5 protein-coding genes (1 of these 5 running past the window's edge) are annotated in these 6579 nt (G+C 67.7%); 3 read left to right on the top strand and 2 right to left on the bottom strand.

The window, feature by feature from the left end:
• On the top strand, positions 1–249 hold a 249-nt coding region (locus tag AC1D09_RS22395), incomplete at its 5' end, for a hypothetical protein (RefSeq protein WP_477701242.1).
• Positions 250–266: 17 nt separating this feature from the next.
• Here the strand turns inward: AC1D09_RS22395 and AC1D09_RS22390 are convergent.
• Both AC1D09_RS22390 and AC1D09_RS22385 read right to left on the bottom strand, forming a co-directional pair.
• Complete coding sequence (locus AC1D09_RS22390; protein ID WP_477664782.1) at positions 267–1970, bottom strand: phospholipase D family protein; 1704 nt, start codon at positions 1968–1970, stop codon at positions 267–269.
• Positions 1971–2117: 147 nt separating this feature from the next.
• Positions 2118–4049 carry an ATP-binding cassette domain-containing protein gene (locus AC1D09_RS22385; protein ID WP_477701241.1) on the bottom strand — a complete coding sequence of 644 codons (1932 nt, stop codon included), beginning with the start codon at positions 4047–4049 and terminating at the stop codon, positions 2118–2120.
• A gap of 187 nt (positions 4050–4236) precedes the next feature.
• Here AC1D09_RS22385 and AC1D09_RS22380 point away from each other — a divergent pair, with 187 nt between their 5' ends.
• Entirely contained in the window at positions 4237–4716 is a 480-nt protein-coding gene (locus AC1D09_RS22380) for a (2Fe-2S)-binding protein (RefSeq protein WP_477664780.1), read from the top strand.
• On the top strand, positions 4713–6579 hold the 5' portion of the coding sequence (locus tag AC1D09_RS22375) for a xanthine dehydrogenase family protein molybdopterin-binding subunit (protein ID WP_477701240.1). It continues 446 nt past the right edge of the window; the window shows 1867 of its 2313 coding nt (coding positions 1–1867); its start codon is at positions 4713–4715; its stop codon lies beyond the right edge, outside the window. The genes AC1D09_RS22380 and AC1D09_RS22375 overlap by 4 nt, the downstream gene beginning before the upstream one ends.

Genomic DNA, 6579 nt, shown 5'->3' with positions numbered 1-6579 from the left:
TACACGCTGACGGCCACCAACAACGGCACGCAGCCGCTGTCCACGCTGTTTGTGAGCGACTCCACCGCGGCCTTCACCGGCTTTGTGTCGGCCGCCTGCCCGGGCACGCTGCCCACGGGCATCACGGCCTGCACGGTGACGACGCAGCCGGCGGTCAATGCGCAGGGGGCGCTGAAGTGGACCTTCACCGGCTCGCTGGCCTCGGGCGGGCAACTGATCGTCACTTACCGCGTCAAGGTCGACCAGTAGGCCGGAGCAAGACCCGGCTAAAGCATCTCATCCGGCGCGAGCGGCCCTATCAGCTTGAGCATCAGCTTCAGGCCCAGGCTTGCGTCCGGCTCCACCCGGGAGTCCTTGAGTTGCGAGCCCTGGGGTGCGCGCCAGACCATCTGCCCCTGCTCGTCCAGTTCCACGCGGTAGGCGCCGGCGGCCAGCGTGGGTTCGATCAGGCGCGTGGCCTCGGCCGAGATGGCGCGGTTGCGGATGACGATGGCGACTTCGCTGTTTTGCAGCTGGGAACGCAGGTCCAGGTTCATGGAGCCGACCACCAGCAGGCGGTCGTCCATCACCACCACCTTGGAATGCAGGCTGGCGCGCGAGCCGCTGGTGGAGCCGCCCGTGGAGCCGCCGCCCAGCGCCGATGAGCCGAAGCTCGAGAAAGAGCCTTGCTGCTCGGCGCGCATTTCATAGAGCTCTATGCCCATGTCGAGCAGGGCCTTGCGGTAGCGCGCGTAGCCGACATGGGCTGCGGGCGCGTCGTTGGAGGCCAGCGAATTGGTCAGCACGCGCACGCGCACGCCGCGCCGGCGCAGTTCGGCGAACTGCGCCATCATGCGTTCGCCTGGCACGAAGTAGGGCGAGACGATGAGCAGATTGCCCTTGGCCTGCGACATCAGCTGCAGCAAGCCGTCCACCGTGGTGTCCTGGGATTCGCCGGTGGTGTCGGCATCGGCGGCGATCTTGGAGGGTTTGTCGACCAGCAGGACGGAAGGCGCCCAGGTCCAGGTCAGCAGGCGCAGGTCGGTGGAGTCGGGCAGCGCGGCGGCCGATGCGGCGGAAGCCGCGGAGGCATTCGATTCGGCGATGGCGGCTTGTGTGGCGCTGGCCAGCGTCGCCGGATCTTCCCGGTTGAGCTTGGCGGCCTGGGCGCCGGCGGGCGGTGGCTTGAGGGCCTCGATCTCCTTGGCGGTCATCAGCGACTGCACCGGGTAGGCCAGCGGGTTGTTCCAGTACTGGTCGAAGCTGGCGGACAGGTCGCGCGCGATGCGGCCGGCCGCGATGATGTCGATGTCCACAAAATTCGTGCCCTTGCTCTGGCCGAAGTAGGTTTCCCCCAGGTTGCGGCCGCCCGTGATGGCGACCGCGTTGTCGGCCACAAACATCTTGTTGTGCATGCGCCGCTGCATGCGCGCGGCGTCCTTGAGGTTGCTCAGAATGCGCATCACCATGGAGCCGCGCCCGCCGGGCAGGGGGTTGAACAGCCGCAGCTCGAAGTTTTTCTCGAAGGCGAGCTTGAGCACCTGGGCGTTCTTGCCCGAGGTGTTGAAGTCGTCCAGCAGTATGCGTATGCGCACGCCGCGGCCGGCGGCCTCGCGCAGGGCCTCGAACATGCGCTCGGTGGTGTCGTCGGCAAAGATGGCGTAGTACTGGATGTCCAGGGTTTTCTGCGCGGCCTTGATCAGGGTCATGCGGCTGGTGAAGGCGAGTTCGGCGTCGCCCACCAGCGCAAAGCCGGAATCGTTGCGTGTGCCGGCCTTGGCGGCGCGGGCCGCCACCAGCGCGCCCAGCCGGGTTTCCTCGGGCTTGGCCAGGGCGGTGGACACCGGCCTGTCCACCTCGCTGGGCAGGGAGGCGCAGCCGGCCAGCCACAAGGCGGTGACGGCCAGCGCCAGCGCCGGCAGCAGTTGCCGGAAGGCCGGGAGGACGAGCTTGCGGGAAATCGCGCTGGGGGCGCTGGGGGTGGTCGGCATGGTGCGGACCACTGTAGCCTAAGCAGATGCGCCGGATGGCGGGGCCGCCTGCGCAGGCGCCGACTCTTTGTGTAGGAGCCCGGCTTGACCGCGCAAGCCGTGCCCGGAGGGACCTACCAAAGAGAGTGGGCGCTTACGGCGGCAGCTTTACGATGACAACGTTTCCCAGCGCTGCAGTGCTTCCATCAGTTCTTCCTCGATCTTGCTGTTGCGCGCATTGAGCTCGGCCGCCCGTTTGGCATTGGTCGTGTAGAGCGTGCCGTCGTAAAGCTCCTGCTCAATCGCCTTTTGCTGCGACTCGAGCTGCTGGATCAGCGCCGGCAGGCCGTCGAGTTCGCGCTGTTCCTTGTAGCTGAGCTTCTTTTTGGCGGTGGGCGCTTCGCCGGCGTCCTTCCTGGGCTCGCTGCTGGTTTTGCCGGCGGGCTTGGGGCTGGAAGCGCCGGGGCCGGGCCGGGCGCCGCCGGTGATCTGCGCGGCACGCTTGGACTGGGTGATCCAGTCGGTCACACCGCCTTCGTATTCGCGCCAGAAGCCGGGGTTCTCGGGCGTGCCTTCATAGGCGATGGTGCTGGTGACCACGTTGTCCAGGAAGCGCCTGTCGTGGCTGACCAGGAAAACCGTGCCCTCGTAGTTCTGCAACAGGTCTTCCAGCAGCTCCAGGGTGTCGATGTCCAGGTCGTTGGTCGGTTCGTCGAGCACCAGCACATTGGCCGGCCGGGCAAAGAGGCGCGCCAGCAGCAACCGGTTGCGCTCGCCGCCCGAGAGGGTGCGCACCGGCGAATTGGCGCGGGCCGGCGAGAACAAAAAGTCGGTCAGGTAGCTTTTGACGTGTTTTTTGGCGCCGTTGATCTCCACCCATTCGCTGCCGGGGCTGATGAAATCTTCCAGCGTGGCGTCCAGGTCCAGGCTGTCGCGCATCTGGTCGAAATAGGCCACCTGCAGGTTGGCGCCCTGGCGCACCTTGCCGGGCGGCGTGGTTGCGTCGGGCTGCAGCTCGCCCAGGATGAGCTTGAGCAGCGTGGTCTTGCCGGCGCCGTTGGGGCCCAGCAGGCCGATCTTGTCGCCGCGCAGCAAGGTGCCGGTGAATTTGTTGACGATAAGCTTTTCGCTGCCTGGGTGGCCGAAGCTTTTGCTCACGTTGCTGAGCTCGGCGACGATCTTGCCGCTGCGCTCGCCGCTGGAGACATCGAGGTTGACGCGGCCGACGGCGTCGCGCCGGGCCGCGCGGTTGGCGCGCAGGGCTTCGAGGCGGCCGATTCGGGCCACGCTGCGGGTGCGGCGTGCTTCCACGCCTTTGCGTATCCAGATTTCTTCCTGCGCCAGCAGCTTGTCGGCCTTGGCGTTGATGACGGCCTCCTGGGCCATCTGCTCTTCCTTTTGCACCAGGTACTGGGCAAAGTTGCCGGGGTAGCTGTTGAGTTTGCCGCGGTCCAGCTCGACGATGACTGTGGCGACCTGGTCCAGGAAGGCGCGGTCGTGGGTGATGGTGATGATGCTGCCGTTGAAATTGACCAGCAGTTCCTCCAGCCAGGCGATGGAGTCCAGGTCCAGGTGGTTGGTCGGCTCGTCGAGCAGCAGCACGTCGGGCTTGGCGACCAGCGCCTGGGCCAGTGCCACGCGCTTCTTGGTGCCGCCCGAGAGCGAGCCGACGATGGCGTCCTTGTCCAGGTGCAGGCGGTGCAGGGTTTCTTCTACACGCTGCTCCCAGGTCCAGCCGTCCAGCGCCTCGATTTCCGACTGCAGGGCGTCCAGGTCGGTGTTTTCGTCGGCCGCCAGGTATTGCTCGACCACGTGGCGGGTGCGCGCCAGGCCCGCGCTGGCCGCGATGAACACGGTGGCATGCGGATCCAGGCTGGGCTCCTGCGGCACGTAGGCGATGCGCAGGTTCTGCTGCAGCTGCAGCGTGCCGTCATCGGGTTTTTCGAGGCCGGCGAGGATTTTGAGCAGGGACGACTTGCCGGTGCCGTTGCGGCCTATCAGGCCTATACGCTGGTTGCTCTCAAGGGAAAAATCTGCGTGGTCCAGCAGTGCGACGTGCCCAAAAGCGAGTTGGGCGTCCAGAAGGGTAATAAGTGCCATATAGAAGGGGGATTATCCGTCCCCGGGCGCAGGCCGGCGTCCACGCGGCGTTCATGGCGCCCCCGGGCTGGTGAATACAAGTCTTTACGATTGGCGGCCTGGCCGGTGTGGCGCGGCCGCCCTATCGCCTGCCGGGGCTCGCCGATATAGTCATCGGCTTGGGCGACGCATCACTGAGGGAGATTTCGTGGAACTGCAAATCAACGGCCGGCTCGTCCAGGCCGACGCCGATCCCGGCATGCCCCTGTTATGGCTGCTGCGCGACGTGCTGAACATGACCGGCACCAAATTCGGCTGCGGCGTGGCGGCCTGCGGGGCCTGTACCGTGCGTATCGACGGCCAGGCCGCGCGCTCCTGCTCGGTGCCGGTGTCCGCCGTGCTGGGCAAGCGCATCCAGACCATTGAAGCGCTGGGCACGCCGGACAAACCCCACGCCCTGCAACTGGCCTGGATCGCCGAGCAGGTGCCGCAGTGCGGCTACTGCCAGTCGGGCATGCTGATGGCCGCCGCCGCGCTGCTCGAGGCCAACCCCAGGCCGACGGATGCCGACATCGACGCGGCCATGACCAATATCTGCCGCTGCGGCACCTACCAGCGCATACGCGTGGCCATCAAGCGGGCGGCCGCCATGGCGCCCGGCGGCGCCGCGAAGAAGGCCAAGGCATGAAGCGGCGGGCCTGGCTGTTCAGCGCGGCGGGCGCGGCCGGCGCACTGCTGGTCGGCTGGGGCGTGCTGCCGGCGCGCTCGCGCCTGGGCAGCGCGGCCCACCCCTGGCCGGTCGGCGCGGAACCTGACCTCACGGGCGTGGTCTTCAACGGCTGGATCAAGATACGGGCCGACGGCGGCGTGGTGCTGGCCATGCCGCGCAGCGAAATGGGGCAGGGCGTGCACACCGCGCTGGCCATGCTGGTGGCCGAGGAGCTGGATGTGCCGCTGGCGCGGGTCAGCCTGGAGCAGGCCGGCTCCGACGCGATTTACGGCAACGTCGCCATGCTGGTCGGCAGCCTGCCCTTCCATCCGCTGGAGGTGGACGACTATGCGGCGCAAGGCGCGCCCCGGGTGCGCCCGACCAAGGTCCGGCTCGGCGAATGGATGGTGGGCAAGCTGGCGCGCGAACTCGGCATCAACGCCACGGGCGCGTCGTCCAGCGTGGCCGACGCCTGGGAGGTACTGCGCACGGCCGCGGCCACCGCCCGCGCCTCGCTGCTGGGGGCGGCGTCGTTGGACTGGAAGCTGCCGGTGGATGAGCTCAGCGTCAGCAAGGGCATCATTTCCCATCCCTCCGGGCCCTCGGCCCACTACGGGGAACTGGCGAAGTTTGCCGCGGCGACGCCGCCGGGCGAAGTGATGCTCAAAAGCCGCAGGGACTGGAATCTAATAGGGCGCAAGGCCCCGCGCCCGGATCTGCCCGCCAAGGTCAACGGCACAGCGGTCTTCGGCCTGGACGTGCGGCTGCCGGGCATGCTGTACGCCGCCATCCGGCTGTGCCCCATGCTGGGCGGCTCGGCCGGCGCCATTCATACAGAGGTCGCGCTGGCCGCGCCCGGCGTCGAACGCCTTGTGCGCCTGCCTGCCTATGCGGGCTCCACCGCCGGTTTCGCCGTGGTGGGCAAAACCTGGTGGCAGGCGCAGCAAGCGGCCCTGGCGGTGCCGGTCGATTGGCAGCAGCGTCCGGCCGGCGGGCTGGACAGCGGCGAGATCGGCAAGGCGCTGCAGGCCGCGCTGGATCACGAAGCGGGTTCCACCTTTTATGAAAAGGGCGAAATCGACAAGGCCGAAGCGGCCGCAAGCCGCAAAGTCGAGGCCGTGTACAGCGCGCCCTACCTGGCCCATGCCACGCTGGAGCCCATGAACTGCACCGCGCAGCTCAAGGACGGCAAGGTCTGGTTATGGGCCCCCACCCAGGTGCCGCAAATGGCGGTGGCCGTTGCCGCCCGTGTGGCGCGCGTCGCGCCTGAGGATGTCCATATCACCGTGACTTTGCTGGGCGGCGGCTTTGGGCGCCGGCTGGAGGTCGATTGTGTGGCCCAGGCCGTGCGTGTGGCCCTGGAATGCGGCGGCCGTCCGGTCCAGCTGATCTGGGCGCGCGAGGAGGACACCACGCACGACTTCTACCGGCCCATGCAGCGGGCCAGGCTCAGCGCCTCGCTGGACGCGGCCGGCAAGGTCGGCGGCCTGCGGATTCGCTCGGCCGGCGATGCCATCACGCCGCGCTGGCTGGAGCGCAACCTGCCGGCGCTGGCCGCGCCTGTGGAAACGCCCGACAAAAGCGCGGCCGAGGGCTTGTTCGACCTGCCCTATGGCTTTGCCAGCCAGAAGATGTCGCATGTGGCGACGCGCTCAGGCGTGCCTGTGGGTTACTGGCGTTCGGTGGGGCATTCCCACAATGCTTTTTTCTCGGAAAGCTTTATGGACGAGCTGGCCCTGGATGCGAAGCAGGATCCGCTGGCCTTCAGGCGCTCTCTATTAGAGGAAGCACCCCGGCACCTGGCCGTGCTCGACCTGGCCGCCGCCAAAGCGGGATGGGGCA

Source organism: Polaromonas sp. P1_A2 (assembly GCF_056406895.1).
The sequence above is the reverse complement of the archived record's forward strand: the minus strand, read 5'-3'. Positions and strand labels throughout refer to the sequence as shown.

What these genes read in the sequence shown, in the direction of transcription:
- AC1D09_RS22390 (WP_477664782.1), bottom strand. Translation starts at nt 1,970, where the DNA reads ATGCCGACCACCCCCAGCGCCCCCAGCGCGATTTCCCGCAAGCTCGTC.
- AC1D09_RS22385 (WP_477701241.1), bottom strand. Translation starts at nt 4,049, where the DNA reads ATGGCACTTATTACCCTTCTGGACGCCCAACTCGCTTTTGGGCACGTC.